The organism is Curvibacter sp. GW821-FHT01G03 (assembly GCF_059422285.1).
The window spans coordinates 175,839-202,262 of the sequence record NZ_JBWKWP010000007.1 but is presented as its reverse complement, the minus strand read 5'-3'; the positions used below and the strand labels follow the sequence as shown (position 1 = coordinate 202,262).

Genomic DNA, 26,424 nt, shown 5'->3' with positions numbered 1-26,424 from the left:
GGGCAAGTGTGTTCGTCAACCATTGAAAACAAGAGGAGACAAGGCATGCGATTCATCTGGACACCCGTGGGTGCGGCCGTGGCCGCCAGCATCGGGCTTGGCGGCTGCATGGGCGATGGCAGCGAGTTCAACATCCGACCCAGCTATGTGGGCACCGTCAGCAGCGCCGAATACGACGGCGTCAGCAATGACCTGCTGACCGCCGGTCTGGGCAAGAGCGGCCTGCAAAGTGCCGTGGCCCCGGCCTACGCCAACCCCTTGCAGCCCACAGCCACCGAGCTGCGCCGGGCGGCCATCTACAACAGCTACCGGGCCCTGCTCGATACCACCGCGGCCGGCGGCTACGGCAGCCTGTATGGCCCCAACGTGGATGCCAACGGCAATGTGACTGCCAGCGAGGGCCTGATTGCCGGTGGCGAATACACCACCTTCAGCGATGACGGCACAGGCCAGCAGAACGTGACCCTCGTGGTGCAGGTGCCCAACAGTTTTGACCGCAGCAAGCCCTGCATCATCACCGCCACTTCGTCGGGGTCGCGCGGCGTGTTCGGGGCCATCAGCACGGGGGAGTGGGGGTTGAAAAAAGGCTGTGCGGTGGCCTACACCGACAAGGGCACAGGGGGCGCAGCCCATGACCTGGCCACCGACACCGTGCCCCTGATCGACGGCACGCGCAGCAGCTCGACGGCGGCCGGGCTGGGCGCGCAGTTCCGTGCCCCCTTGTCGGCCACCGAACTGGCCGCCTTCAACACGGCCACCCCCAATCGCCTGGCTTTCAAGCACGCCCATTCGGGGCGCAACGTCGAAAAAGACTGGGGCAAATTCACGCTGCAGGCGGTCGAATTCGCCTTCTACGTGCTCAATGAGCGCCTGGGGGATGACGCCGGCAACGGACACAAGGCCCGTACCTTCCGGGCCAACAACACGCTGGTGATCGCCTCCAGTGCCTCCAATGGCGGCGGCTCGGCGATTGCCGCGGCCGAGCAGGACACGCAGGGCCTGATCGATGGCGTGGCCGTCAGCGAGCCGGCCATCGAGATGCCCAAGAGTGCCAACGTGGTGGTCACCCGTGGCGGACGGGTGCAGGCGACCACGGCCCGCACTCTGATGGACTTCACCAGCTACGCCCACCTGTACTCGGCCTGTGCCGCCCTGGCCCCCGAGCTGGCCGGCACGCCGTTCCAGAGCACCTATGCGCTGCCGGTGGTGTACGGCACCCTGGCGGCCAACCGCTGCAGCGCGCTGAAGACCAAGGGCCTGCTCACGGCCAGCACCACGGCCACCCAGGCCAGCGAGGCCTTGGCCAAGCTGCAGGCCTATGGCTGGGAGCCCGAGGCCGGTAGCCAGATTGCCACCCTGGCAGGCTTCGAAGTGGCCCCGGCCGTGGCCGTCACCTTTGCCAATGCGCTGGCCCGCGCCAGCGTGAAGGACAACCTGTGTGGCTACAGCTTCGCCGCCACCACCGCGGCGGGTGCCGTCACCACCGTGGACGCCACGGCCCTGGCCCAGATGTACGCCACGGGCAACGGTGTGCCGCCGTCGTCGGGGGTGCAACTGGTCAACAACAACGCCCAGGGCGGCCCGGTGCGTGATCTGCTGTCGGTGTCGCCCAGCACCGGCCTGGCCGACATGGGGCTGGACGGCGCCCTGTGCCTGCGCAACCTGGTCACCGGCACGGCTGGCGTGGCGGCGCAATTGAACACCGGCATCGACGAGACACGCCGCAATGGCAACCTGCGCGGCCGCCCCACGGTGATCGTGCATGGTCGCTCCGACCCCTTGCTGCCGGTCAACCACACCTCGCGGCCCTACCTGGCGCTGAACAACACGGTCGAGGGTGCCAACAGCCAGCTGAGCTACCTCGAAGTCACCAATGCACAGCACTTTGACTCGTTCATCGGGCTGCCCACGGTGCTGCCCGGTTACGACACGCGTTTTGTGCCTTTGTCGCTGTACTTGAACCGAGCCCTTGATGCGGTCTATGCCCGCCTGAAGGACGGCACGGCCCTGCCGCCGTCGCAGGTGGTGCGAACCGTGCCGCGTGGCGGTACGCCGGGCGCGGCGCCGGCCCTGACGGCCAACAATGTGCCGGCCCCGGTGACAACGCCTGCCGCGGCCGACCGCATCGTGCTCAGCGGCAACACGGTGAGCATCCCGGACTGAGGCTGCCCACTGATCGATGAAACCTGGCGGGGCCGCGCAGTGGCCCCGCCTGCAACCGGAACGGATATTTTTCATGGCCATGTCCTCCCACTACCTGCGCTGCGCAGGCCGCGAACTTCATTACACCGAGTGGGGCAACCCGCAGGCCCCGGCCGTGATTGCCTGGCACGGCCTGGCGCGCACCGGCCGTGACATGGACGAACTGGCCGAGCACCTCAGCGGGCGCTATCGCGTGATCTGCCCCGACACCCTGGGCCGCGGCCTGAGCCAATGGAGCCCTGACCCGGGCCGTGAGTACACCCTGGCTTTCTATGCCCAACTGGCCCAGGGCCTGCTCGACGGCCTGGGCCTGGATCGTGTGCATTGGGTGGGCACGTCCATGGGCGGCGCCATCGGTACGGTGTGTGCGGGTGGCCAGGTGGTGCCCGCGCTCCGGGGGCGCCTCAAGAGCCTGGTGCTGAACGACAACGCGCCGCAACTGGCGGACGCCGCCATCGCGCGCATCCGGGCCTATGCCGGTGAACCGCCGGCCTTTGATTCGGTGGTGGCCCTGGAGGCCTTTTTCCGCCAGGTCTACAAGCCCTATGGCTGGCTCAGCGACGCGCAATGGCGGCGCCTGACCGAAACCTCGACCCGGCGGCTGCCTGATGGCCGGGTCACGCCGCATTACGACCCGGCCATGGTGCAGCAGTTCACCCTGCACCCCAACGATTACCTGATCTGGGACGATTACGATGCCATCGACATCCCGGTGCTGTGTCTGCGGGGAGCCGAATCAGACCTGGTGCTGCCCGAGACCACCGCCGAGATGCTGCGCCGTGGCCCGGGCCTGCGCGGCCTGACCACGGTGGTCGAGGTGCCGGGCTGTGGCCATGCCCCCGCGCTCAATGTGCCCGATCAGCTGAACCTGGTGAGTGACTTCATCGATCGTGCCGAGGCCGGTTGATGCGGCCTGATGGCCGTTGATACCGGCTGAGCGGCGCGCTCAAAGCGATTTGGCGAAGAACTGGGCGATGCCTTGACGCAGGGCGTCCCCCCCATGCTCCCGGTAATCCAGGTGGTCGGCACCGGGGATGCGCCACAGGGCCTTGGGTTGGCCCGCGCGCTCGAACAAGGCCTGCTCCACGGCGATGGGGGTGTCGTGGTCACCTTCGGCCGCCACCAGGCGCAATGGCCGCGGGGCGATCTGGTGAATCACCTGGGCGGGCTGCACCCGGTCGGGGTCGATGCCGGCCCACCAGAAATCCAGCCTCAACAGCCAGGCGCTCAGTGCCGAGCCACTTTTGTAACTCAACTCGTCGTGCAGTGAGGACCACATGTTGTGCAGCACCACGGCCTTGATGCGCGGATCGCTGGCCGCCACCATGCACACCGTGCTGGCACCGATGGAAAAGCCCTCGGCCCCCAGGCGCCGGGGATCGGCATCGGGCCGGGCGCTGACCCAGTTCAGTGCGGCGTTCAGGTCTTCCTGTTCCAGATCGCCCCAGGACTGGGTGTCGCCTTCGCTGTTGCCGCTGGCGCGCGAGTCGTACAGCAGCGACCCGATGCCGCGTTCGGCCAGGGTCTGGGCCTGGGCCAGAAACCACAGGCGGTTGCCCTGGCCGCCATGCACAAAGATCACCACCGCCCCGGTGCGCGAGGGCTTGTACCAGCCCTGCAGCAGCAGGCCGTCGGCGGTGGCAAAGGTGACAGGCTGCACCCCCCCGTGCAGGGCCTGCTGGGCCAGGGCCAGGTCGGCCGCCAGAACCGGTGTGCGGGGTGGGTGGAGCAGGGCTCGGGCCACCTGGGCGTGGTGGATCAACTTGGCACCCAGGGCCAACGCCAGCAGCAGGGCCAGCAGCCAGGGCGCGAGGGCCCGTGCACGCCTGCGCCAACCGCCCGCCGTCGGGGCGTCGGGTGAGGGCTGGGTGTGGGGCGGAGGGGCCGCTTGGGGCCCGCGGGACTTGGACATGCGCGTTCTGGGTCAGGCAGGCCGGACGCAGCACCTGGGCGAGTGGGCCCTTGTTGCCGTGGCTCAGCCCGTGGTCTGAGCCTTGCGTCCTTCCTTCTGCGCCTGATTGTGGGCGGCCTGTGTAACGCGTCTGTGTGCAGCAGGTGTCTGCTGTGTGGGGGCGCCCCCCCGGATCAGCGCCCGGCGCGCCCCGGTCGCAAGGCCCGTCGGCAGGCCCGGCGGTAGGCCGCCAGGGTTTCGGCCGCCAGCGTGTGCAGGGCGCTGGCCGGTTGGCCGGCCAACAGGCTCAGGCCTTCGCTGGCCTGGCGCATGGTGTACACATGGAACTGCCCGGCCGCCACCGCAGCCACCAGCTCGGGTGACAGCATCAGCTGGCGCTGGTTCAGTGCGGGCAGCAGCACACCTTGCTGGCCGGTCAGCCCGGCGCGCCGGCAAACTTGGAACCAGCCTTCGATCTTCTCGTTCAGGCCGCCCACGGGCAGCACTTCGCCGTGCTGGTTGAGAGCGCCGGTGACCGCGATGTCCTGGCGCAGGCCCACGCCTGACAGCGAGGACAGCAGGGCGAACAGCTCGGCGCACGAGGCCGAGTCGCCCTCCACGCCGTCGTACTCCTGTTCGAAGCCCAGCGAGGCCTGCAGGGCCAGCGGCGCCTGTTCGCTGAACAGCGCGTGCAGGTAGCCTTGCAGAATCAGCACGCCCTTGTCGTGGATGGGGCCGGACAGGCGCACCTCGCGCTCGATGTTGAGCACGCCCTGGTGGCCAGCCTGGGTGCGGGCGCTGATGCGCATGGGCACGCCAAAGCGGTGGTCGCCGGTGTCGATCTGGCTCATGGCATTGAGCTGGCCCACGGCCAGGCCGGTGGTGGAGATCAGCCGCTCGCCTTCGCTGATGCTGTCGAGCACGCACTGCTCCAGGTAGTCGTGGCGCTGGCGCCGTGCCTGCAGGGCGGCCGCCACGTCGGCGGCGCTCACCCCTTCGCCCTGCCGGTCGCGGCACTGCTGGGCGCTCTCGATCAGCACCATTTCGATCTGACCCAGTTGCGCGCTGAGGTAGTGCTGGTCGTCGGCCTCGCGGTGGCTTTGCTCGAGCAGGGCTGCCACGCCTGCGGCCTCGAAGTGGGGCAGGCCGAGTTGCCGGCAACGGCAGGCCACCCAGGCCGCCATGGCGCGGCGGTTGTCGTCGCTGGCGGCAAAGCGGTCCGCAAAGTCGACCTTGACGCGGAAACGGCGCGCCATCTCGGGGTCGGCGTCTTGCAGTTTGTAGTATTCGTCGGGCGAGCCGACCAGCACCAGGCGCACGTCCACCGGCACGGCGTCGGGCTGCAGGCTGGCACCAGCCGGGGTGCCCGTGCCACCGGGCTCTTCGATCTGCAACTGGCGCGAGCGCAGAAAGCGGCGCAGCCGCTCCCACAGGGGCTCGTCGTCGATCAGGTCGGCCAGGTGCAGCATCAGGTAGCCGCCGTGGGCTTGCAGCAGGCCGCCCGCATGGATGGCGGTGTGGTCCGCGGGGCCGGCGTCGTCGCCGCCCGGGTGCTCGATGCTGCCGAACAGGCTGCGCATCTGGGGGTTGTTGTCCAGCACCACCGGCGCACCTTGCTGGCCAGCGTGGTCCACCACCAGGTTGAAGGCCAGGCAGGCCTGCCAATGGGCCAGGTCGGCCTTGCGGTCGGCTTCGTCTTCGTCTTCGGCTCGGGGCAGGAACAGGTCGATCTGGTTCAGCACCTCGCCGATGGCCGCCTGCACCCAGCTCTGCAGCCCATGGCGCTCGGCTTCGGGCAGGCCGGCCAAGGCGGTGTCAAAGGCCTTCTGCAACTGCGGCGTGAGGGTGCGGCGCTTCAGGGCCTCCAGGGTCTCGTCACGGGCAATCTCGCGCAGGCGCAACTGGGCCAGCACGCGGGCCATTTCAGCGCGCACCTCGTTTTCGGTGGCCGTGGCTAGGGCTTCGGCGGCCGATTTGTCGGCCTCGCTTTGAGGGCTCTTGTCCTTGCCGTGTGGTTTCTCGGGCAGCACCAGCTTGAGCCGGTCGGACTCGCGCTGCAACTGGTAGCCGTGGCGGGCGGCCAGGGCTTCCAGGTCTTTCAATGCCAGGTGCTCCTCGCGCTCAAAGGCTTTCTCGATGCCGTCGGCCTCCAGCGTGACCTCGGCGGCCTCCAATTGGGCCGGGATGTCGGTGGCCAGTTGGCGGGTGAGCTGCTGCAGGCCCTGGCGCAACACGCGGCCGCTGCCGGCCGGCAGGCGCAAGGCCAAGGGGCGCTGCGGGGCCTCGAAGCGGTGCAGATAGCCCAGGTCGGGCGGTACCGGGCGGGCTCGGGCTGCCTGGTGCAGAGCCTGGCGCAGCAGTGAACTGCGGCCACTGCCGACTTCGCCCAGCACGAACAGGTTGTAATCGGGCGCTTCGATGTGCAGGCCGAACTCGGTGGCTTGTCGGGCGCGTTGCTGCCCGATCCAGCCCGGGGCCTCGTCGGCCAGTTCGGCGGTGCTGGCAAAGCCCAGGCTGGCAGGGTCGATGTGGCGGCGCAGTTGCTGGGCCGTCAGGGCAGGCTGGGTGGGCAGGTCGGTGGAGGGGGCGGGCATTGACGAAAGAGGGATGTCGGGGGCCAGGAGGTCGGAAAGCATAACGCTAGCCGGGCTTGGCCCGGTTGCGTGGCTGAATTCGAAAGGCAATGGGCGGATCAGTTACGGGCGCCTGCTGCCAGGGCGCGCTGGCGATTGTCTTCCAGCGACTGCGGCGTTGGTCCCCGGGTGGGCCAGCCTTGCAGGTGTTGCTGGGCCAGCGCGCTGAGGGCGGTGATCCAGGCCGGGCTGTCATTCAGGCAGGGGATGTAGTGGAAGGCTTTGCCCCCAGCGTGCAAAAAGGCCTCACGGCCTTCCTGGTTGATTTCTTCCAGGGTCTCCAGGCAGTCGCTGGTGAAGCCGGGGCAGATCACGTCCACCCGGGCCGTGCCGGCCTGGGCCAGGGCCACCAGGGTGGGTTCGGTGTAGGGCTCCAGCCACTTGGCCTTGCCGAAGCGCGACTGGAAGGTGATTTTGTAGCGATCCGCGCGCAGCCCCAGGCGTTCGGCCAGCAGGCGGCCCGTCTTCAGGCATTCGCAGTGGTAGGGGTCGCCCAGCTGCAGGGTGCGCTCGGGCACGCCGTGGAAGCTCATCACCAACTGGTCGGGCTGACCGTGTTCGCGCCAATGGGCTTCGACCCGTTGTGCCAGGGCATCGATGTAGCCCGGGTCGTCGTGGTAGCGGTTGATGAAGCGCAGCTCGGGCAGGTGGCGCTGGCGCAGGCCCCAGTGCGCCACATCGTCGAACACGCTGGCGGTGGTGGTGCCGGAGTACTGCGGGTAGGCCGGCAGGATCAGCACGCGGGTCACGCCATCGGCCTTCAGGGCATCCAGCTGGTGGGCGATCGAGGGTTGGCCGTAGCGCATGGCGTAGCGCACCTGCACCTGATGGCCGGCTTCGCCCAGCCAGCCCTGCAGCAGCTTGGCCTGCTTCTCGGTCCAGGCCTTGAGGGGTGAGCCCTCGGGCGTCCAGACGCTGGCGTATTTGGCGGCCGACTTGGCCGGGCGCACGCGCAGGATGATGCCGTGCAGGATCGGCTTCCAGATCAGGGCCGGGATCTCGACCACCCGGTGGTCGCTGAGGAACTGGGCCAGGTAGCGTCGCAGGGCCGGGGCGGTCGGGGCCTCGGGGGTGCCCAGGTTGCACAGCAGGATGGCGGTGCGGGCGGCTTGGCCATGGCGGTAGGCGGGCTCGGGGGCGAACTTGGACGGCATGGGCAGGGTGAGGCTGAGGCTGAGGTTTTGAGGGATGCAGTATTCTCAGCCACCTATGCTCGATCACGCCCGAATCAAGGCCATTACCCTGGACCTGGACGACACTTTGTGGCCCATCTGGCCGACCATTGCCCGCGCGGAGACGGTGCTGGCCGATTGGCTGCAGCGCCATGCACCCGCCACGGCCACCCTGTTCTCGCGCCCCGGGGCCTTGCGCGAGATCCGCAACCAGATGACCACGCTGCGGCCCGACCTGGTCACCGACCTGAGCGCGCTGCGCCGCGAGTCGATCCGCCTGGCCCTGGGCCAGGCCGGCGACGATCCGGCCCTGGCCGAGCCGGCCTTCGAGGTGTTCTTTGCCGAGCGCCAGCGGGTGGACCTGTTTGACGATGTGCACGAATGCCTGGGCCGCCTGGCCGAGCGCTACCCTTTGGTGGCCTTGTCCAATGGCAATGCCGATGTGCAGCGGGTGGGGCTGGGGGCGTATTTCAGCGCCAGCCTGAGTGCGCAGCAGTTCGGCGTGGCCAAGCCCGACCCGCGAATCTTCGAGGCCGCCGCCGCCGCGGCCGCCGTGGCCCCGGCCGAGGTGTTGCACGTGGGCGACGACGTGGACACCGACGTCATGGGGGCCTTGAACTCGGGCCTGCAGGCGGTGTGGGTGAACCGCGACGCCAAGGCCTGGCCCCATGCCAGCCCCGCGCCCTGGACCATCAGCAGCCTGCACGAGCTGTGCCGGCATTTGGTGGGGTGAATCCGCTCAGGTCAGTGCCGCCACCACCGACTGCGCGCTCAGCACCGCCCCTTCGAGCGTGGCCGGGTAGGGGCCTTCCACATAGTCGCCGCAGGCCCACAGGCCCGGGATCAGTCGCTGGGCGGGCCGAGTCAGGCCCGGGGTGCAGGCGAAAGTGGCGCGCTTTTCGGTCACCGTGCCCAAGGCCTGTAGTTCGCTCACCCCGATCGGGGCCAGGGCCTGGCGGCCTTGGGTCAGCACTTGTTGGCTGAGGGCCTCGCGGCTCAGGTCGGGGCTGGCGCTGAGCACAAAGGCCAGTTGGCCTTGGGGGGCGCCGAGTTGACCGCGGTCGAACACGAACTGGGCCGGCGCCCCGGGCCCGCAGCGCAGGGCCAGCATGGGCTGGGGCAGCCGGAGGGCGCCGGCCGGGGTGCCGGCCTGTGCGTACACCGTGGTGATGGCTTCGAAGCGAAGGGCCTGGGCCTGGGCGGCCCAGGTGGCCAGGGCGGCGTGTTGGTCACCTCTCAGGCCCGAAGCCTGGGCCAGCAGGCGGGCCGCCTCGCCAGGAGGGCAGGCCAGAATGACCTGGTCGAAGGCGGGGGCCTCCAGCCCCGTCGCCACTTGAAGCTGCCATCGTCCCTTGGCGTCGCGCAGCAGGCCTTGCACCCTTTGGCCGGTTTGCACGCTGTGGCCCTGGGCACGCAACCAGCGTGCCGCCGGCTCGGGCCACAAGGCCCCCAGGTCGGTGCGGGGCAGCAGCAGGTGCGAGGCGCCCGGGCCGCCGGCCAGGGAGTCGCGCAGCACACGCAGAAACACTTCGCCGCTGGCCTGGTCCACCGGGGTGTTGAGGGCTGACACGCACAGGGGCTCGATCAGCTCGGCCATGACCCGGGGCCGTATGCCTTGGCACAGGGCCAGCACGCTGGCATCTGGGGCGCAGCGAAAGCCGCCGATCTGCCAGCGCAGGGTGGTGGCCAGCAGTGAGATCCGGTCGCGCCAGGACCAGCCCCGCGCGCCGAGGATGCCGGCGGCGGCATCGAAGGGGGCAGGCCAGCGCGGCAATTGCAGGCCGCCCCCATCGGGGAAGCGCAGCGTCAGTGGCAGGCGCAGCAAGGCTTGTTCGGGGTCCACCCCCACCCGGCGCATCAGGCGCAGGCTCTGGGTGTAGGCGCCGATCAGAATGTGCTGGCCATTGTCCAGCCCGGTCAGAGCCGCTGGGCCGGGCAGGGTGCGGGCCCGGCCGCCCAATTGGGGGGCCGCCTCGAACAGGTGCACGGCCCACCCCTGGTCGTGGGCGGCCATGGCGGCAGCCAGGCCGGCCCAGCCGCCACCGATCACGGCGAGGTGGCGTGAGTGGGGCTTTGGGGCCTCAGACACGGCCCAGGGCCTGCACCTTCCAGGCCAGCCACAGCTTGCGCAAGGGGGTCAGGCTGATGCGCTGGTGCAGCACCTGGAAGTTTTCGTCTTCGATCTCGCGCAGCAGGGTGCGGTAGATGCTGGCCATCATCAGGCCGGGCTTCTGGGCCCGCAGATCGGCGCCGGGCAGCAGAGCCAGGGCCTGGTCATACAGCTGGTGGGCGCGCTCGGCCTGGAACTTCATCAGCGCGGTGAAGCGATCCGAGTAGACGCGTTGCAGCACCTCATGGGCCTTGACGTCAAAGCGCTGCAGCTCGTTGACGGGCAGGTAGATGCGGCCCCGCATGGCGTCTTCGCCCACGTCGCGGATGATGTTGGTCAGCTGGAAGGCCAGGCCCAGGGTGTGGGCGTACTCGGTGGTGCGGTCGTCCGTCTGGCCGAAGATGCGCGCCGAGACTTCGCCCACCACGCCGGCCACCAGGTGGCAATAGCGTTGCAGGCCGGGGTAATCCAGGTAGCGGGTTTGCTCCAGGTCCATCTGGCAGCCCTGGATGACGGCTTGCAACTGCTCCTGGCGCAGGCCATACACCGGCACGTGGGGCATCAGTGCCTGCATCACGGGGTGGCTGGCCTGCCCGGCGAAGGCCTGGCGCACTTCGTTCTGCCACCAGGCCAGCTTGGTCATGGCCACGCCGGGGTCGCTGACTTCGTCGACCACGTCGTCCACTTCGCGGCAAAAGGCATAGAAGGCTGTGATCGCGGCGCGGCGCGGCTTGGGCAGAAACAGGAAGGCGTAATAAAAGCTGCTGCCCGAGGCGGCGGCTTTTTGCTGGACGTAGTCTTCTGGGGTCATGGATTGGGCTGAGCGTACGCGCAGCATTGTCCCATCTTGTGAAGGGGGGGCAGGCCGCAGCTTCTCAAGGCCATTCACATCCAGAGGGTGCGCCAGAGCAGGGGCAGGGCGTCGGCCCGGCCCAGCTTGATGCGGCGGGCCAGTGGGTTGCCGCCAGTGGCGCGGATGCGTTGCAACACGCGCAGGCCGCCTTGCACCACCAGGCGCAGCTCCCAGCCGGCGCGACCGGGCAGGCGGTGCACCAGCGGGGCGCCGCGGTGCATCAATTGTTCGGCCCAGGCCAGGTTGTCGGCGATCAGGGCCAGGGCCGCGGGACTGGCGGACCCGCTTAGAAGCTCGCTGCGGGGCACGCCATGGCGCAGGCAGTCGGCCACGGTGAGGTAGTGGCGCCCCCGCGGGATGTCCTGGCTCAGGTCTTGCCAGAAATTGATCAGTTGCAGGGCGCTGCAGATGTCGTCGCTTTGCGCCAGGGCCCGGGGCTCGGCCACGCCGTGCAGGTGCAGCAGCAGGCGTCCGATGGGGTTGGCCGAGCGGCGGCAGTAGTCAAGCAGGCTGTCGCGGTCCGGGTACAGGTGCTGATCGCGGGTGTAAGCGATGTCTTGCATGAAGGCGCTGATCAGGTCGTCCAGCAGTGCCACCGGCAGGCCCCAGGCCGCCTGCTGTCGGGTCAGTGGCGCCAGTACCGGCTGCCATCGCGCATTGGGCGCCGTGCCGGCCAATGTGGCGTGCAACTCGGCCTGGTAGGCCGCCAGGGTCGCCAGACGTTGCGCCGGGCTGTCGTCGCCCTCGTCGGCGATGTCATCGGCGGTGCGGGCAAAGTGGTACAGCGCGGCGATCGGGGGGCGCAACCGGGGCGGACACAGCCAGGAAGCCACCGGGAAATTCTCGTAGTGGGTCAGCGGCAACACTTCAGTTTGCACAGTATCGCGATGAGGGGGCGCCTTGGGGGTTGCGGCGGCGCTTGGCTTGACATGCATCAGAACAATCCCTTAGGCTACTAACCAATCAGTCATTAATGTTGAACCCCAGGCTTGGCCTTGGTGACTTGACACTTTTCTGGTGCCAAGGGCTCCCTTGGTGCCGCTTACCCGCACTTCGTTCAGCAGGTTGCCCATGCCCGTCACTGTGAATGTCCACCGTGCCCGTCCCCTTTTTGGTGGGATCGTTGGCGTTTCTCTCATTTTGTCCCTGGTCACCCTGTTGGCCGCTTGCTCACGCCCCGAACCGGCGGCCGAACCGGTTCGGTCGGTCAAGGTGCTGACGGTGGCAGAAAGCCGCATGGGGACAAAAAACGAGTACTCGGGCGAGGTCCGGGCCCGCATCGAGTCGCGTCTGGGCTTTCGGGTGGGCGGCAAGATTATCCGCCGCCAGGCCGAGCTGGGGCAGCGGGTGCAGGTGGGGCAGGTGCTGGCGCAACTGGATCCGCAGGACTACAAGCTGGGCGCCGACGCGGCACGGGCCCAGGTGGCCTCGGCCCAGACCAACCGTGATCTGGCGGCAGCCGATTACCGCCGCTACAAGGATCTGTACGACAAGAACTTCATCGGCGGCTCGGAGCTGCAGCGCCGTGAAACCACCCTGAAGGCGGCTCAGGCCACGCTGGAGCAGGCCCAAGCCCAACTGGCCAGCCAGGGCAACCAGATCGCCTACACCTCGCTGGCGGCCGACGTGTCGGGTGTGGTGACGGCCATCGAGGCGGAGCCGGGTCAGGTGGTGCAATCTGGCACGCCGGTGGTTCGCATCGCCCAGGACGGTCAGCGCGACGTGGTGTTTGCCGTGCCCGAAGACAAGGTGGGCTCGGTGCGCGTGGGGGCCAAGGTGGTGGTCAAGGTATGGTCTGAAGGGCGTGAGATTGAAGGCGAGGTGCGCGAAGTGGCCGCCAGCGCCGACGCCGTGACCCGCACCTACACAGTGAAAGTCGCCTTGCCGGTACAAGGCGCACCGGCCCTGGGGTCGACCGTGAACGTGTTGCCTCAAGGCCTGGACAAGGCCACACCGTCGGTCTTGAAGCTGCCCACCAGCGCGCTGCGCCAGGAGGGGAAATCCACCGCCGTCTGGGTGCTGGATCCCAAGGCCATGACCGTGCGCCTGCAGCCCGTGGAGATCGCCACGGCCGATGGCAATGAGGCGGTGGTGGCCGGTGGCATCAAGCCCGGCGACCTGGTGGTGGCCGCCGGTGTGCACGTGCTGTCACCTGGCCAGAAGGTCACGATCTACCAACCCAAGAAGGCGCTGCCCGGCGCGGAGGTTGCCCCCGCGGTATCGGCCGCTGCCCCGGCTGATGCCGCTCCTGCCGCTGCGGCCAAGTGAGGTCCGGCATGAGCAACGCGCAGCCCAAGGAAAGCTTCAACCTGTCGAAATGGGCGCTGGATCACCCGGCGCTGACCCGCTACCTGCTGGTGGTGCTGATGTTGTTGGGCTTTGCGGCCTACTTTCAGCTTGGCCAGGACGAAGACCCGCCGTTCACCTTCCGCGCCATGGTGGTGCGCACCTACTGGCCCGGGGCCACGGCCCAGCAGGTGGCCGAGCAGGTCACCGACAAGCTCGAAAAGACGCTTCAAGAGGTGCCTTATGCGGACCGCATCCGCAGCTACTCCAAGCCGGGCGAATCGCAGATCATCTTCCAGATCAAGGACTCGTCCAAGCCCGGTGATGTGGCCAACGTCTGGTACCAGGTGCGCAAGAAGATCGGCGACATCCGATACACCTTGCCTTCCGGTACCCAAGGGCCGTTCTTCAATGATGAGTTCGGCGATGTGTATGGCGTGATCTATGCGCTGGAGTCGGATGGCTTCAGCTATGCCGAGCTCAAGACCTTTGCCGACGATGTGCGCCAGTCGCTGCTGCGCGTGCCCGATGTGGCCAAGGTCGAGCTGTTCGGTGTGCAGGACGAGAAGATCTTCATCGAGATCTCGCAAAAGCGCCTGGCCCAGCTGGGCCTGGACCTGAATGCCGTGCTGGCCCAGCTCAATGCGCAGAACGCGGTGGAGAGCGCCGGTGCCGTGCAGACGCCGCAGGATGTGGTGCAGGTGCGGGTGCAGGGGCAGTTCGAGGCGGTGGAGCAGTTGCGCGCCATGCCGATCCGCGGCAGCTCGGGCAATCAGTTGCGCCTGGGCGACATCGGCGAGGTGCGCCGTGGCTATGTGGATCCACCGTCGGTGAAGGTCCGCCACAACGGTCGTGAAGTGATCGCCATGGGCGTGTCGATGGCCAAGGGCGGCGACATCATCCAACTGGGCAAGCAACTGCAGTTGGCCACTGAAAAGATCGAGAAAAGCCTGCCGGCCGGCCTGACCCTGGTGCAGGTGCAGGATCAGCCCAAGGCGGTGACCACCTCGGTGGGCGAGTTCGTGCACGTGCTGATCGAGGCCGTGGTGATCGTGCTGGCCGTGAGCTTTGTGAGCCTGGGGCTGCACAAGCGTCCGGGCAGCCAGCCGCTGTGGCGCCGCTATTACATCGACGTGCGACCTGGCCTGGTGGTGGGCATCACGATTCCGCTGGTGCTGGCCGTGACCTTTCTGGCCATGTGGTACTGGGGCATCGGGCTGCACAAGATCTCGCTGGGCTCGTTGATCATTGCGCTGGGCCTGCTGGTGGACGACGCCATCATTGCGGTCGAAATGATGGTGCGCAAGATGGAGGAGGGCTACGACAAGGTGCGTGCCGCCACCTTTGCCTACGAGATCACCGCCATGCCCATGCTGACGGGCACGTTGATCACCGCGGCCGGCTTTTTGCCGATCGGGCTGGCCAAGTCACAGACGGGTGAGTACACCTTCGCCATCTTTGCCGTGACCGTGATCGCCCTGGTGCTGAGCTGGGTGGTGTCGGTCTATTTCGTGCCTTACCTGGGGGCCTGGTTGCTCAAGCGCCCGCCCCATGTGCAGGAAATGGGTGCCGGGCATGAGGGGGGTGAACCGCACGAGATGTTTGACACCCCGTTCTACAACACCTTCCGTCGCGCCGTGACCTGGTGTGTGGCGCACCGCTGGGCCACCATCGCGGCCACGCTGGCGATCTTTGCGCTGGGCATCGTGGGCATGGGCAAGGTGCAGCAGCAGTTCTTCCCGGACTCCAGCCGGCCTGAGATTCTGGTGGACATCTGGTTCCCCGAAGGCACCTCGTTCGCCGCCAACGATGCGGTGACCCAGCGGGTCGAAGCCCGTCTGCGCGAAGAGGTGGGCGTGAAGAGCGTGAGCACCTGGGTGGGCTCGGGCGTGCCCCGTTTCTACCTACCACTCGATCAGGTGTTTCCACAGACCAACGTCTCGCAATTCATCATCCTGCCGGTGGACTTGAAGGTGCGCGAGAGCCTGCGCATCAAGCTGCCGGCCCTGTTGGCCGAAGAGTTCCCCGAGGTGCGGGGGCGCGTCAAGTTGCTGCCCAATGGACCGCCGGTGCCTTATCCGGTGCAGTTCCGGGTGATGGGTTCGAACCCGGCGGTGCTGCGTGAGCGGGCCGACGAGGTCAAGGAACTGATGCGCAAGAACAGCCACATGCGTGGTGTGAACGACAACTGGAACGAGTCGGTGAAGGTGATCCGCATGGAGGTCGATCAGGCTAAGGCGCGTGCCCTGGGCGTGACCAGCCAGGCGATTGCGCAGGCTTCGGCCGCCATTCTGTCGGGCACGGCGGTGGGGCAGTTCCGCGAGAACGACAAGCTGATCGACATCGTGGTGCGCCAGCCCCTGGAGGAACGCAATGCGATCACTGACCTGGGCAATGCCTACCTGCCCACCGCCAACGGGCGTTCGATCCCGCTGACCCAGATCGCCAAGCCGGTGTTCACCTGGGAGCCCGGGGTGATGTGGCGCGAGAACCGCGATTACGCGGTGACCGTGCAGGGCGACATCGTGGAGGGCCTGCAAGGGGCCACCGTGACGGCTGAGCTGTTGCCTGAGCTGCGGGCGCTGGAAGCGAAGTGGCAGGCCTCCGGCCAGGCCTTCCGCATCGAAGTGGCCGGCGCGGTGGAAGAAAGCAGCAAGGGCTCGGCCTCCATCGCCGCCGGATTGCCGGTGATGTTGTTCCTGACCTTCACGCTGCTGATGCTGCAGTTGCAGAGCTTCAGCCGCTCGGTGCTGGTGTTCCTCACCGGCCCCCTGGGCATTGCCGGTGTGGCGGGCGCCTTGCTGGTGTTGAACCGGCCGTTCGGCTTCGTGGCCTTGCTCGGGGTGATCGCGCTGATGGGCATGATCCAGCGCAACTCGGTGATCCTGATCGACCAGATCGAGCAGGACCGCGCCCGGGGCGTGCCCGCCTGGGATGCGATCGTGGAGTCGGCGGTGCGCCGCTTGCGCCCCATCGTGCTGACGGCGGCCGCGGCGGTGCTGGCGATGATCCCGCTGTCGCGCAGCGTGTTCTGGGGGCCGATGGCGGTGGCCATCATGGGGGGCCTGATCGTGGCCACCTTGCTCACGCTGCTGGCCTTGCCGGCCATGTACGCCGCCTGGTTCCGCGTCAAGCGTCCTCAAATCGAGGTGAATTGAGCGCTGGCGCGGCCTGCAGCGCGAAATTTGCAGGGTTTTGAGGCCTTTGGAGGCTCCAGAACCCTGCATCTGACCCGGATTCGGGCCGGAACCCGGATTTCATCCCGCTAAAATAGAAGGTTGACCGATTTCGTTGGGGTGGTCAGTGTGAACTGATCGCCCGTTTTGTTTTCAGGCGCGCGGGTGGCGAAATTGGTAGACGCACCAGGTTTAGGTCCTGACGCCAGCAATGGTGTGGGGGTTCGAGTCCCCCCCCGCGCACCACTTGTGAGATTTATTTACGCCAGGCCAGGACGTGCACATCACGCGGCCTGACACGCCATATCAGGAGAAAACAATGGCTGTTACCGTTGAGACCCTCGAGAAGCTCGAACGCAAGATCACGCTGACCCTGCCCGTCACGGCAATCCAGGCTGAAGTGGACACGCGCCTGAAGCGCCTGGCCCGCACTGTCAAGATGGACGGCTTCCGTCCGGGCAAGGTGCCGATGGCCGTGGTGGCCCAGCGCTATGGCTACTCCGTTCAGTACGAAGTGATGAACGACAAGGTGGGCGAGGCTTTTGCCGTGGCTGCCAACGAAGCCAAGCTGCGTGTGGCTGGCCAGCCCCGCATCACCGAAAAAGAAGGCGCGCCCGAAGGCGAGCTGACTTTTGACGCTGTGTTCGAAGTGTTCCCCGAAGTCAAGATCGGCGACCTGTCGACCGCTGAAGTCGAAAAGCTGTCGGCCGACGTGGACGACGCCGCCATCGACAAGACTCTGGAAATCCTGCGTAAGCAACGCCGCACCTTCGCTCAGCGCGCTCAGGATCAGGCTGCCCAGGACGGCGACCGCGTGACGGTTGACTTCGAAGGCAAGATCGACGGCGAACCCTTTGCCGGCGGCAAGGCCGAAGACTTCCAGTTCCTGATCGCTGACGGTCAGATGCTGAAGGAATTCGAAGACGCCGTGCGTGGCATGAAGGCCGGCGAAAGCAAGACCTTCCCCCTGGCCTTCCCGGCCGACTACCACGGCAAGGATGTGGCCGGCAAGCAAGCCGACTTCCTGGTCACCGTGAAGAAGATCGAAGCCGCCAACCTGCCCGAAGTGAATGATGCCCTGGCCAAGACCCTGGGTATCGCCGACGGCACCGTGGACGCTCTGCGCGCCGACATCAAGGCCAACCTGGAGCGCGAAGTCAAGTTCCGTCTGCTGGCCCGCAACAAGCAGGCTGTGATGGATGCCCTGGTGGGCAAGGCTGAACTCGACCTGCCCAATGCCAGCATCCAGGCTGAAATCGGCCGTCTGGTCGAAGGCGCCCGTGCTGACCTGAAGCAGCGCGGCATCAAGGACGCCGACAAGGCCCCGATCCCTGACGACGTGTTCCGTCCCCAAGCCGAGCGTCGCGTGCGCCTGGGTCTGGTGGTGGCCGAGCTGGTTCGTGCCAACGAACTGCAAGCCAAGCCCGAGCAACTCAAGGCCCACGTCGAAGAGCTGGCTGCCAGCTACGAGAAGCCGGCTGAAGTGGTGCGCTGGTACTTTGGTGACCAGAACCGCCTGGCCGAAGTCGAAGGTGTTGTGATCGAAAACAACGTCACCGAATTCGTGCTGTCCAAGGCCAAGGTCACTGAAAAGTCGGTTTCGTTCGACGAACTGATGGGCCAAGCCTGAAACCTGATCTGATCTCTCTTTTTTGAGATGCTGAGGGGCTTGTGCTTTGTTGCGCAGGCCCCACTTCATTTTTGGGTACAGTTAGGTTTCCCCTTGGAGAAAACATGAGCGCACTGGACATTCAAGGCCTGGGCATGGTCCCGATGGTCATCGAGCAATCGGGTCGTGGCGAACGGTCCTACGACATTTATTCACGTCTCCTGAAGGAGCGCGTGGTGTTTCTGGTGGGCCCGGTGAACGACCAGACCGCCAACCTGGTGGTGGCGCAGCTGCTGTTCCTGGAGAGCGAAAACCCCGACAAGGACATTTCGTTCTACATCAACTCGCCGGGTGGTTCGGTGAGCGCCGGCATGGCCATCTTCGACACCATGAACTTCATCAAGCCCCAGGTGTCGACCCTGTGCATCGGCATGGCTGCCAGCATGGGCGCCTTCTTGCTGGCCGCCGGCGAAAAGGGCAAGCGTTACTCGCTGCCCAATTCGAAGGTGATGATTCACCAGCCGCTGGGTGGCGCACAAGGCCAGGCCACCGAGATCGAGATCCACGCCCGCGAGATTCTCAAGACCCGCGAGCAGCTCAACAAGATCCTGGCTGAACGCACCGGGCAGCCGCTGGAAAAGATCGAGCGCGATACCGAGCGCGATTACTATCTGTCTGCCGACGAAGCCAAAGATTACGGCTTGGTGGATCAGGTGATTGCCAAGCGGCCTTGACCAGTATCCCGGCTGAATGAGCGGCGTTTCCCGGGAGAGGGAAGCGCCGTTTTTTATTTCGCTATCATCTAGAACAACGCGTTACAAGGCATTTCCGACATGGCCGACAAAAAAGGCTCCACCAGCGAGAAAACACTCTATTGCTCCTTTTGCGGCAAAAGCCAGCACGAGGTGAAGAAGCTGATCGCCGGTCCATCGGTTTTCATCTGCGATGAGTGCATTGATCTTTGCAACGAAATCATCCGCGATGAGCTGCCTTCGACCGAGGCGGGGCGAGAGGCCCGCGGCGATTTGCCGACGCCTTCCGAGATCAAGCTCAATCTCGACAACTATGTGATCGGCCAGGAAGTGGCCAAACGCACGCTGGCCGTGGCGGTGTACAACCACTACAAGCGCCTGCGCCACAAGGACAAGGGTGCCAAGGATGAGGTTGAACTCTCCAAGAGCAACATTCTGCTGATCGGACCCACCGGCTCGGGCAAGACCCTGTTGGCTCAGACCTTGGCGCGCATGCTCGATGTGCCTTTCGTGATGGCCGATGCCACCACCCTGACCGAAGCCGGCTATGTGGGTGAAGACGTCGAGAACATCGTGCAGAAGCTGCTGCAAAGCTGCAACTACGATGTCGAGCGGGCCCAGCGCGGCATCGTCTACATCGACGAGATCGACAAGATTTCGCGCAAATCGGACAACCCTTCGATCACCCGCGACGTGTCGGGCGAAGGGGTGCAGCAGGCCTTGCTGAAGTTGATCGAAGGCACCATGGCGAGCGTGCCTCCCCAGGGCGGGCGCAAACATCCGAACCAGGACTTCCTGCAGATCGATACCACCAATATCTTGTTCATCTGCGGTGGCGCGTTTGCCGGCATCGAGAAAGTGATCGAGAACCGCACCGAGGCCTCAGGCATCGGTTTTGGCGCCTCGGTCAAGAGCAAGAAGCAGCGTACCTTGACCGAAATGTTCGGCGAGGTGGAGCCTGAGGATTTGATCAAGTTCGGCCTGATTCCCGAGCTGGTCGGGCGCATGCCGGTGGTCACCACGCTGGCTGAGCTCAGTGAAGATGCGCTGGTGCAGATCCTGACCGAGCCCAAGAACGCTCTCGTGAAGCAGTACCACAAGCTGCTGGCCATGGAAGGCGTTGACCTGGAGATCCGCCCGGCGGCCCTGCAGGCCATCGCCAAGAAGGCCTTGGCCCGCAAGACGGGTGCACGTGGCTTGCGTTCCATCCTTGAGCATGCCCTGATCGACACGATGTTCGATCTGCCGAATGCCTCGAATGTCGAGAAAGTCGTGGTGGACGAGTCCACCATCGATGAGAACAAGCCGCCGCTGCTCGTGTACCGCGAGGCGGCCAAGAAGGCTTGAGCCCTTGGGCTGTCAACATGACCCAGCCTGGTGCTGGCACGGCGGCTGCTTGGCTGCCGTGTCGGCCCCGGCGGGTTGAAATCTCCCGTTTGCGGACCATATTCAACAGGTAACCAAAGGATATCCATGTCCGGACAACCCCCTCTGCCTGCCACGTCCATCGACCTGCCGCTGCTTCCGCTGCGCGATGTGGTCGTGTTCCCTCACATGGTGATCCCGCTGTTCGTCGGCCGCCCCAAGAGCATCAAGGCTCTGGAGTTGGCGATGGAAGCCGAGCGCCGCATCATGCTGGTGGCCCAACGTACCGCCGCCAAGGACGAGCCCTCGGTGGCTGATATGTTCTCGGTCGGTTGCGTCTCGACCATTCTGCAGATGCTCAAGCTGCCTGATGGCACCGTCAAGGTGCTGGTCGAAGGGCAGCAACGTGCCACGGTCGAGAAGATCGATGACGCCGAAAGCCACTTCTCGGCCACCGTGCTGCCGTTGCCCGTGCCCGAGGTGGAGCCCGAAGGTGCCAAGGCCAGCGAGATCGAGGCCCTGCGCCGCGCAGTCATGCAGCAGTTTGACCAGTACGTCAAACTCAACAAGAAGATTCCGCCCGAGATCCTGACGTCGATCGCCAGCATCGACGATCCAGGTCGCCTGGCCGACACGATTGCGGCCCACTTGCCGTTGAAGCTGGACAACAAGCAGGCGGTGCTCGATCTGGCGGGCATCAAGGAACGCCTGGAAAATCTGTACGAACAGCTTGAGCGCGAGGTCGACATCCTCAATGTCGACAAGAAGATCCGTGGCCGCGTGAAGCGGCAGATGGAAAAGAACCAGCGCGACTTCTACCTGAACGAGCAGGTCAAGGCCATTCAGAAGGAATTGGGTGAAGGTGAAGAGGGTGCGGACATCGAGGAGATCGAGAAGCGCATCAAGGCCGCCAAGATGCCCCGCGACGCCTTGAAGAAGGCCGAGAGCGAACTCAAGAAGCTCAAGCTGATGTCGCCCATGTCGGCCGAGGCCACCGTGGTGCGCAACTACATTGACGTGCTGGTGGGCTTGCCCTGGGCCAAGAAGACCAAGATCAAGCACGATCTGGGCAATGCTGAAAACGTGCTGAACGAAGACCACCATGGCCTTGAGAAGGTCAAGGACCGCATTCTTGAATATCTTGCGGTGCAACAGCGGGTCGACAAGGTGAAGGCACCCATCCTGTGTCTGGTCGGCCCTCCGGGGGTGGGCAAGACCTCACTGGGGCAGTCGATTGCCAAGGCCACCGGGCGCAAGTACGTGCGCATGGCGCTGGGTGGCATGCGTGACGAGGCCGAGATCCGGGGGCATCGCCGCACCTACATCGGCGCCCTGCCCGGCAAGGTGTTGCAAAGCCTGACCAAGGTCGGCACGCGCAACCCCTTGTTCCTGCTGGACGAGATCGACAAGCTGGGCACGGATTTCCGGGGCGATCCCTCGAGTGCTTTGCTGGAGGTGCTGGACCCGGAGCAGAACCACACTTTTGGCGACCACTACGTGGAGGTCGACTTCGACCTGTCTGACGTGATGTTCGTGGCCACCTCCAACTCCATGAACATCCCGCCCGCGCTGCTGGATCGCATGGAAGTGATTCGCCTCTCGGGCTACACCGAAGACGAAAAGACCAGCATTGCCGAAAAGTACCTGCTGCCCAAGCAGATGAAGAACAACGGCGTGAAGGACACCGAGCTGTTGGTCACCGAAGAGGCCATCCGTGACATGGTGCGCTACTACACCCGTGAGGCGGGTGTGCGCTCCCTTGAGCGTGAACTCTCCAAGATCTGCCGCAAGGTGGTCAAGGGCTTGCTGCTCAAGAAGATGACGCCCAAGGTGGTGGTGAACGGCGAAAACCTCGATCAGTTCCTGGGGGTGCGCAAGTACTCCTACGGTCGTGCCGAGCAACAGAACCAGGTCGGTCAGGTGGTCGGATTGGCCTGGACCGAGGTGGGGGGCGATCTGCTGACCATCGAAGCGGCGCTCATGCCTGGCAAGGGCAACATCACCCGCACCGGTTCGCTGGGGGACGTGATGAAAGAGTCCGTCGAGGCGGCGCGCACCGTGGTGCGCAGTCGCTCCAGGGCATTGGGCATCAAGAACGAGGTGTTCGAGAAGAACGACATCCACATCCACGTGCCCGATGGGGCCACGCCCAAGGACGGCCCGAGTGCCGGTGCCGCCATGACCACGGCTTTCGTCTCTGCCCTCACGGGCATTCCGGTGCGCAGCGATGTGGCCATGACGGGTGAGATCACGCTCCGAGGCGAGGTCACGGCCATCGGGGGCTTGAAGGAGAAGCTGTTGGCGGCCTTGCGCGGTGGCATCAAGACCGTGCTGATCCCGGAAGAGAACGTCAAAGACCTGCAGGAGATCCCCGAGAACGTGAAGAACGGTCTCGAGATCGTGCCGGTCAAGTGGATCGACAAGGTGCTGGAGGTGGCTTTGGAGCGCGTGCCTGTGCCGCTGACCGATGAGGAAGTGGCTGCGAGCACGGCTGCTGCGGCCACGCCTGCGCCTGCGGTTGCCCCTGACGGCTTGAAGCATTGAAGCGGTTGGGCTCAAATTTCGGTCTGCGAGTTCTGAAGAGAGCGAAATTTGGGCTATAATTTTTGGATCGCAACGAACTTGATCAAAGAGTTTGTTGAGAGGTTTAGTCAAAACGCGGGAATAGCTCAGTTGGTAGAGCGCAACCTTGCCAAGGTTGAGGTCGAGAGTTCGAGACTCTTTTCCCGCTCCAGATTTCCGAAAGGGGAAGCCGTTGCTTCCCTTTTTCGTCAGAGCAGTCAGCACGGCGCGATAGCAAAGCGGTTATGCCCCGGATTGCAAATCCGGTTAGTCCAGTTCGACTCTGGATCGCGCCTCCATCTTTTCATCCCTGTCGGATGTCCCAAAAAAAGCCCAGCCATGCTGGGCTTTTTGCATTTCATCATTTCATTTCTTCACACTGGCAGATTCTGCTGCAGGCCTTGGCAGGGGGTTGAGCGGGGTGATGTCGCCTCTCTCTTTGCGTGTGGCTTGCCAAGGTTTCCGATTGGCGTGTCGGTGTGACAAACGGCCATATTTGGTGATTTCGTTATCGAAAGCTTTATATTTTTCGGGCATCATTCCTTGGGTACATTTGAAAAAATGTGCAAAAATTGTTGCTATGTTGCCTGGGGTGTGATTGCTCAGACCATCCTGATCTGATTTATCAGATTGAAGCTGATTTTGGATGGGGTTTGTGGGCGATTGCACCCAAGGTTCAACACAGCTTCGTTGCCACACCATTCCTATTTTGCCGAGGGCCTGTGTTGATGAGAATGCCAGTGATGCTTGCCGTTGCGACTGCAGCATGTGCCCTTTGCATTCCGGTGACAGGCCTTCCCGACACCTTGGCGTTGGTGAATGCCAACCTCAAGTCCGATCTCGACGCCTTGATTGCCGACGGCAGCTACAACGATGCACTGGCGCTGATTGACAAGGTGGAGCGCCGCGGCAATTTGCCGCCGGAGATGCAGTTGAAGCGGGGCATCGTGCTGATGCAGCTTGGCGACACCGATGAGGCGCGCAAGGTGTTCGAACGACTGCGCGATGCCTACCCGACCCAGGCCGCGCCTTATGTGAACCTCGCGGCCATCGATGCCCGTGCCGATGACCTTGAGCGGGCCAGTCAGAACCTGACCAAGGCACGAGAGTTGGCGCCGAAGCAGGCTTCCACCCACGAGAGCCTGGGCCGCATCCACCTGGGGCTGGCCTGGAAGAGCTTCAAATTGGCCGCGGAACTGGACCCGGGGCGCCAGGCCTTGTTGCGCAAGAATGAAATGATTGAGAGCCTGATCCGCGACAGGGCCGTGCCGGCGGCACCTGCCACGGTCACGGCGCAGGCTGCGGTCCCCGTGCCTCCAGTGCCTCCTGCGTCGGCACCTTCGGCAGCGAGCCCCTCCGTGGTGCCGGAAGCGCCGGCGCCATCGCGTCGCTCAGAGGTGACGTTGTTGGGCACGCGCTCGATGGGGGGCGCGACGCCGGTCGCTGTGCCTGCGGTGCTGGACCCACGTCCGCTTGACATCCGACCCGAAGCGCTGCGCCCGGTGTCGGCAGGGCCGATGGAGTCGGGTGCTGCCTTGTGCCCACCGACAGACGACCGTGCCTGTTCTTCGGCATTGCAGGCTTTGGAAGCCTGGCGTCAGGACTGGTCTCAGCGCTCGCTTGAAAAATACCGCGCACATTACATGCCCGGGTATTTCCCGTCTCCTTTCAAATCGGTGAGCCAATGGATCGCTTTCAAGAAGCGGGTTTTTGACAGCGCCGGCAACATTCATGTCTCTTTGAATGTCACCGATGTGAAGTGGTTGGATGGAAAACGCCTGAGCGTCGCTGCGGTGCAGCGGTATCAATCAGCGACCTACCGCGATCAAACCAGAAAACGGTTTGTCATGATCAGGGATGGGGACCGTTGGCGGCTTGCTTCTGAACAAAAAGACGAAACCTGAGTCACTTCCCCGAATCCCATGCCCTCTGACCACTTGCCTGGCGCCGTGCGCCTGTTTGGCCTCGACATATTGCCTTTGAGCTTCGAGCAGTCCACGGATCTGTTGCTGCATGCTGCCGCCACCCAAGGCCCCAAGGTGGTGGTGACGACCAATGTCGACCATGTCGTGCGGCTGGAGCGTGACCCCGAGTTGAAGGCCTTGTACGCCAGCGCCGACTACACCTTTGCGGATGGCATGCCTGTGGTCTGGGCCAGCCGCATGCTTGGCACGCCGCTGCCTGAGCGGGTGACGGGCGCGGACCTGTTTGTGGCTCTGTGCCGCCACAGCATGACCAGTGGGCAACGGGTGTTTGTGTTGGGGGGGCGTCCTGGGCAGGAGCGCCTGCTGCGTGATCGCTATGCCAAGCGCTTTCCGGGCATGGATGTGGTGGTGTGTTGCCCGCCGATGAATTTCGATCCGGAGGGCAGTGAGGCGGATGCCATCGTTCGGACCATCCAGGCCTGCCAGCCGGATTTCATTTTTGTCTGCCTCGGGTTTGAGAAGCAGGAGCGCTGGGCCTTGCGCCATGTGCGCCGGCTGGACTCGGGGGTGATCGTGTGCGTGGGTGCAGCCCAGGAGTTTGCCCTGGGCCTCAAGCGCCGTGCTCCGCGGTGGATGCAGGACAGCGGTCTTGAGTGGTTGTGGCGTTTGACTTCAGACCCGGTGCATCTGTGGCGGCGGTACCTGTTGCAGGCGCCGGTGTTCCTCTGGCTTCTGCTGCAGGAGTGGCGTGAACACCGACGCTCTTATGCGTGAGTCTCTGTCTATCGGCCGGGTCTGATCATTTGACTGACAAAATTTCCATCATCGACGGCCGTGAACTCGATGACGACCTGGCCCGTGCGTGGCAGGCGCTGGCTCTGACGCGCCCGGACCTGGGCAGCCCTTTCTACCAGCCTGGCTTTGCCCGCATCGTGGCGCGCCAGAACCTGGGCTTGCGCCTGGCCCTGATCGAGCAGCAGGGCCAGTTGTGTGGTGTGTTTCCATTCCACCGCGATCGTTGGGGTCGCCTGCGCTCGGTCGGCTACCAGCTCAATGATTACCATGGCCTGGTGTTGCGCCAGGGCGTGGAGATCGACGCGACGCAGCTGCTGCGGGCCTGTGATGCCCGCTACTTCGCGTTTGACCACATGCCCCTGACACAGGCTACCTTTGCACCCCACATCGCCCTGGAGACCCATTCGCCGGTGATGGAGCTGGAGGGCGGGATCGAGGCCTATCGCCAGCGTCTGAGTGCGCGCAGCGCCAAGGGATCGTCCGGCATTTTCCAATCGGTGGGCAACGCGCGCCGGCGGCTGGAGCGTCAGGTCGGCCCGCTGCGCCTGGAGATGGCCAGCAAAGATCCCCGTGCCTATCAGCGCCTGCTGGCGTTGAAATCACGCCAATTCGTCAGCACCACGGGCGGCAATCCCCTGGAGTTGCCCTGGATGCGCGGTGCGCTGGACGGCGTGTTCCACTGTGATGAAGGCGTCTTCGGCGGCATGTTGTCCGTGCTCTACGCGGGCGACCAGATGGTGGCTTTGCATCTGGGGATGCGCCATCGCGATCAGTGCCATGTCTGGTTCATCACCTACGATCCCGAGTTCGCCGCCTATTCACCGGGTTTGGTGTTGCTCATGGGCATGGCAGAGGCAGCGCAGGCACATGGATTTTCTCTGTTGGACCTGGGGCGTGGCTCGCAGCCTTACAAAGCCCGGTTTCAGACGTCGTCGATTGCGTTGGGCGAAGGAGCTGTTTCCAGGCCTCAATGGGTGGCCCATGCCGCATTGGCAAAGGCCGCGCGCAAGCGTTGGTTGAAGACTACAATTTTGGGCCAGGTCTGGCGCACAGGCAAACACTGGCTTCATCGGGCTGGCCCTTGATTTTCGGA

General features: G+C 65.1%; 19 protein-coding genes and 3 tRNA genes. 15 read left to right on the top strand and 7 right to left on the bottom strand.

Going from position 1 to position 26,424, the window contains the following annotated elements; all coding sequences use genetic code 11:
- Positions 1-45 precede the first annotated feature (45 nt).
- Positions 46-2,163 (top strand): D-(-)-3-hydroxybutyrate oligomer hydrolase, encoded by a 2,118-nt coding sequence (locus AC07VS_RS11955; RefSeq protein WP_494751030.1) that lies wholly within the window; start codon positions 46-48, stop codon positions 2,161-2,163.
- 73 nt (positions 2,164-2,236) lie between these two features.
- Positions 2,237-3,109 carry an alpha/beta fold hydrolase gene (locus tag AC07VS_RS11950; protein WP_492345038.1) on the top strand — a complete coding sequence of 291 codons (873 nt, stop codon included), beginning with the start codon at positions 2,237-2,239 and terminating at the stop codon, positions 3,107-3,109.
- 39 nt (positions 3,110-3,148) lie between these two features.
- Here the strand turns inward: AC07VS_RS11950 and AC07VS_RS11945 are convergent, their stop codons facing one another.
- The 3 genes from AC07VS_RS11945 to hemH all read right to left on the bottom strand — a co-directional run bounded on the left by AC07VS_RS11945 (position 3,149) and on the right by hemH (position 7,880).
- Entirely contained in the window at positions 3,149-4,114 is a 966-nt protein-coding gene (locus AC07VS_RS11945) for an alpha/beta hydrolase (protein ID WP_494751029.1), read from the bottom strand.
- Between the two features lie 173 nt (positions 4,115-4,287).
- A complete protein-coding gene (locus AC07VS_RS11940; RefSeq protein ID WP_492345040.1) occupies positions 4,288-6,729 on the bottom strand; it encodes a Lon protease family protein in 2,442 nt (813 codons plus the stop codon).
- Positions 6,730-6,785: 56 nt separating this feature from the next.
- Positions 6,786-7,880 (bottom strand): ferrochelatase, encoded by a 1,095-nt coding sequence (gene hemH / locus AC07VS_RS11935; protein WP_494751028.1) that lies wholly within the window; start codon positions 7,878-7,880, stop codon positions 6,786-6,788.
- A gap of 55 nt (positions 7,881-7,935) precedes the next feature.
- Between hemH and AC07VS_RS11930 the strand changes: the two genes are divergently transcribed.
- A complete protein-coding gene (locus AC07VS_RS11930) occupies positions 7,936-8,631 on the top strand; it encodes an HAD family hydrolase (RefSeq protein ID WP_492345042.1) in 696 nt (231 codons plus the stop codon).
- Between the two features lie 6 nt (positions 8,632-8,637).
- On the opposite strand, the gene hpnE is transcribed toward AC07VS_RS11930, so the two are convergent.
- From hpnE to hpnC, 3 genes are all read right to left on the bottom strand, one after another.
- Positions 8,638-9,987 (bottom strand): hydroxysqualene dehydroxylase HpnE, encoded by a 1,350-nt coding sequence (hpnE, locus tag AC07VS_RS11925; RefSeq protein ID WP_494751027.1) that lies wholly within the window; start codon positions 9,985-9,987, stop codon positions 8,638-8,640.
- Positions 9,980-10,819, bottom strand: a complete 840-nt coding sequence (gene hpnD, locus AC07VS_RS11920) for a presqualene diphosphate synthase HpnD (RefSeq protein ID WP_492345044.1) — start codon at positions 10,817-10,819, stop codon at positions 9,980-9,982. Before hpnD ends, hpnE begins: the two co-directional genes overlap by 8 nt.
- A 74-nt stretch (positions 10,820-10,893) precedes the next feature.
- A complete protein-coding gene (hpnC, locus tag AC07VS_RS11915; protein WP_494751026.1) occupies positions 10,894-11,796 on the bottom strand; it encodes a squalene synthase HpnC in 903 nt (300 codons plus the stop codon).
- Between the two features lie 136 nt (positions 11,797-11,932).
- On the opposite strand from hpnC, the gene AC07VS_RS11910 reads away from it, so the two are divergent.
- The 9 genes from AC07VS_RS11910 (at position 11,933) to AC07VS_RS11870 (ending at position 22,910) form a co-directional block, all read left to right on the top strand.
- On the top strand, positions 11,933-13,129 hold the full coding sequence (locus tag AC07VS_RS11910) for an efflux RND transporter periplasmic adaptor subunit (RefSeq protein WP_494751025.1): 1,197 nt from the start codon (positions 11,933-11,935) through the stop codon (positions 13,127-13,129).
- A gap of 8 nt (positions 13,130-13,137) precedes the next feature.
- Complete coding sequence (locus AC07VS_RS11905; protein WP_492345047.1) at positions 13,138-16,305, top strand: efflux RND transporter permease subunit; 3,168 nt, start codon at positions 13,138-13,140, stop codon at positions 16,303-16,305.
- A gap of 177 nt (positions 16,306-16,482) precedes the next feature.
- A tRNA-Leu gene (locus AC07VS_RS11900) sits at positions 16,483-16,569 on the top strand.
- Positions 16,570-16,642: 73 nt separating this feature from the next.
- Complete coding sequence (tig, locus tag AC07VS_RS11895) at positions 16,643-17,953, top strand: trigger factor (protein WP_492345048.1); 1,311 nt, start codon at positions 16,643-16,645, stop codon at positions 17,951-17,953.
- 104 nt (positions 17,954-18,057) lie between these two features.
- Positions 18,058-18,666: an ATP-dependent Clp endopeptidase proteolytic subunit ClpP gene (gene clpP / locus AC07VS_RS11890; protein WP_492345049.1), complete on the top strand. Its 609-nt coding sequence runs from the start codon at positions 18,058-18,060 to the stop codon at positions 18,664-18,666.
- 99 nt (positions 18,667-18,765) lie between these two features.
- Positions 18,766-20,031: an ATP-dependent Clp protease ATP-binding subunit ClpX gene (gene clpX / locus AC07VS_RS11885; RefSeq protein ID WP_492345050.1), complete on the top strand. Its 1,266-nt coding sequence runs from the start codon at positions 18,766-18,768 to the stop codon at positions 20,029-20,031.
- A 126-nt stretch (positions 20,032-20,157) separates the two neighbouring features.
- Positions 20,158-22,593: an endopeptidase La gene (lon, locus tag AC07VS_RS11880; RefSeq protein ID WP_492345051.1), complete on the top strand. Its 2,436-nt coding sequence runs from the start codon at positions 20,158-20,160 to the stop codon at positions 22,591-22,593.
- A 114-nt stretch (positions 22,594-22,707) separates the two neighbouring features.
- Positions 22,708-22,783: transfer RNA gene (locus AC07VS_RS11875), tRNA-Gly, on the top strand.
- A 53-nt stretch (positions 22,784-22,836) separates the two neighbouring features.
- Positions 22,837-22,910, top strand: a tRNA-Cys gene (locus AC07VS_RS11870).
- A 67-nt stretch (positions 22,911-22,977) separates the two neighbouring features.
- Here AC07VS_RS11870 and AC07VS_RS11865 read toward each other — a convergent pair.
- Positions 22,978-23,379 carry a hypothetical protein gene (locus AC07VS_RS11865; protein WP_494751024.1) on the bottom strand — a complete coding sequence of 134 codons (402 nt, stop codon included), beginning with the start codon at positions 23,377-23,379 and terminating at the stop codon, positions 22,978-22,980.
- Between the two features lie 47 nt (positions 23,380-23,426).
- Between AC07VS_RS11865 and AC07VS_RS11860 the strand changes: the two genes are divergently transcribed.
- Genes AC07VS_RS11860 through AC07VS_RS11850 form a run of 3 tightly spaced genes read left to right on the top strand, consistent with a single transcriptional unit; the run spans position 23,427 to position 26,416 of the window.
- Positions 23,427-24,515: a tetratricopeptide repeat protein gene (locus AC07VS_RS11860; RefSeq protein WP_494751023.1), complete on the top strand. Its 1,089-nt coding sequence runs from the start codon at positions 23,427-23,429 to the stop codon at positions 24,513-24,515.
- A gap of 18 nt (positions 24,516-24,533) precedes the next feature.
- Positions 24,534-25,310, top strand: a complete 777-nt coding sequence (locus tag AC07VS_RS11855; protein WP_492345054.1) for a WecB/TagA/CpsF family glycosyltransferase — start codon at positions 24,534-24,536, stop codon at positions 25,308-25,310.
- Between the two features lie 29 nt (positions 25,311-25,339).
- Positions 25,340-26,416 (top strand): GNAT family N-acetyltransferase, encoded by a 1,077-nt coding sequence (locus AC07VS_RS11850; RefSeq protein WP_492345055.1) that lies wholly within the window; start codon positions 25,340-25,342, stop codon positions 26,414-26,416.
- Positions 26,417-26,424 lie beyond the last annotated feature (8 nt).

Excerpts from the sequence above, each read along its gene's own strand:
- AC07VS_RS11865 (WP_494751024.1), bottom strand. The coding sequence starts at position 23,379 with ATGCTGCAGTCGCAACGGCAAGCATCACTGGCATTCTCATCAACACAG.
- AC07VS_RS11910 (WP_494751025.1), top strand. The coding sequence starts at position 11,933 with ATGCCCGTCACTGTGAATGTCCACCGTGCCCGTCCCCTTTTTGGTGGG.
- tig (WP_492345048.1), top strand. The coding sequence starts at position 16,643 with ATGGCTGTTACCGTTGAGACCCTCGAGAAGCTCGAACGCAAGATCACG.
- hpnC (WP_494751026.1), bottom strand. The coding sequence starts at position 11,796 with ATGCATGTCAAGCCAAGCGCCGCCGCAACCCCCAAGGCGCCCCCTCAT.
- AC07VS_RS11930 (WP_492345042.1), top strand. The coding sequence starts at position 7,936 with ATGCTCGATCACGCCCGAATCAAGGCCATTACCCTGGACCTGGACGAC.
- hemH (WP_494751028.1), bottom strand. The coding sequence starts at position 7,880 with ATGCCGTCCAAGTTCGCCCCCGAGCCCGCCTACCGCCATGGCCAAGCC.
- AC07VS_RS11955 (WP_494751030.1), top strand. The coding sequence starts at position 46 with ATGCGATTCATCTGGACACCCGTGGGTGCGGCCGTGGCCGCCAGCATC.
- AC07VS_RS11855 (WP_492345054.1), top strand. The coding sequence starts at position 24,534 with ATGCCCTCTGACCACTTGCCTGGCGCCGTGCGCCTGTTTGGCCTCGAC.
- AC07VS_RS11945 (WP_494751029.1), bottom strand. The coding sequence starts at position 4,114 with ATGTCCAAGTCCCGCGGGCCCCAAGCGGCCCCTCCGCCCCACACCCAG.
- clpX (WP_492345050.1), top strand. The coding sequence starts at position 18,766 with ATGGCCGACAAAAAAGGCTCCACCAGCGAGAAAACACTCTATTGCTCC.
- AC07VS_RS11905 (WP_492345047.1), top strand. The coding sequence starts at position 13,138 with ATGAGCAACGCGCAGCCCAAGGAAAGCTTCAACCTGTCGAAATGGGCG.
- lon (WP_492345051.1), top strand. The coding sequence starts at position 20,158 with ATGTCCGGACAACCCCCTCTGCCTGCCACGTCCATCGACCTGCCGCTG.
- clpP (WP_492345049.1), top strand. The coding sequence starts at position 18,058 with ATGAGCGCACTGGACATTCAAGGCCTGGGCATGGTCCCGATGGTCATC.
- AC07VS_RS11940 (WP_492345040.1), bottom strand. The coding sequence starts at position 6,729 with ATGCTTTCCGACCTCCTGGCCCCCGACATCCCTCTTTCGTCAATGCCC.
- AC07VS_RS11950 (WP_492345038.1), top strand. The coding sequence starts at position 2,237 with ATGGCCATGTCCTCCCACTACCTGCGCTGCGCAGGCCGCGAACTTCAT.
- hpnD (WP_492345044.1), bottom strand. The coding sequence starts at position 10,819 with ATGACCCCAGAAGACTACGTCCAGCAAAAAGCCGCCGCCTCGGGCAGC.